This is a genomic window from Pseudoalteromonas sp. GW168-MNA-CIBAN-0100, from assembly GCF_040309225.1.
Classification (GTDB): Bacteria; Pseudomonadota; Gammaproteobacteria; order Enterobacterales; family Alteromonadaceae; genus Pseudoalteromonas; species Pseudoalteromonas arctica.
The window spans coordinates 1-239 of record NZ_JBEOOL010001046.1 but is presented as its reverse complement, the minus strand read 5'-3'; the positions used below and the strand labels follow the sequence as shown (position 1 = coordinate 239).

The following is a 239-nucleotide window of genomic DNA, read 5'->3' as shown; positions in this document are numbered from 1 at the left end:
CCACCGCGGTTTACCGGTTGTTGTGCCTTTACTCGATTTACAAGACAGACGGCTTGTTGGTGTCCCTGAAGTTTGGGGAAATTTTTCTGGGCCTGTAGAAGAGGCATCTAAACGCTACAGTGCTGAGCGAAGCATTACTGCTAGAATGTATCAAGCGTTTAACTCTGATAATTGGGTATTAGATTGGCGCTTTACCAATGATGAAATGTTTGAATCTAACCGTATCACTGGCTATAGAC

1 pseudogene is annotated in these 239 nt (G+C 43.9%); it reads left to right on the top strand.

The features are described from left to right. Positions 1 to 239: pseudogene (locus tag AAEY62_RS24540) on the top strand (DUF2066 domain-containing protein); the annotation flags it as partial.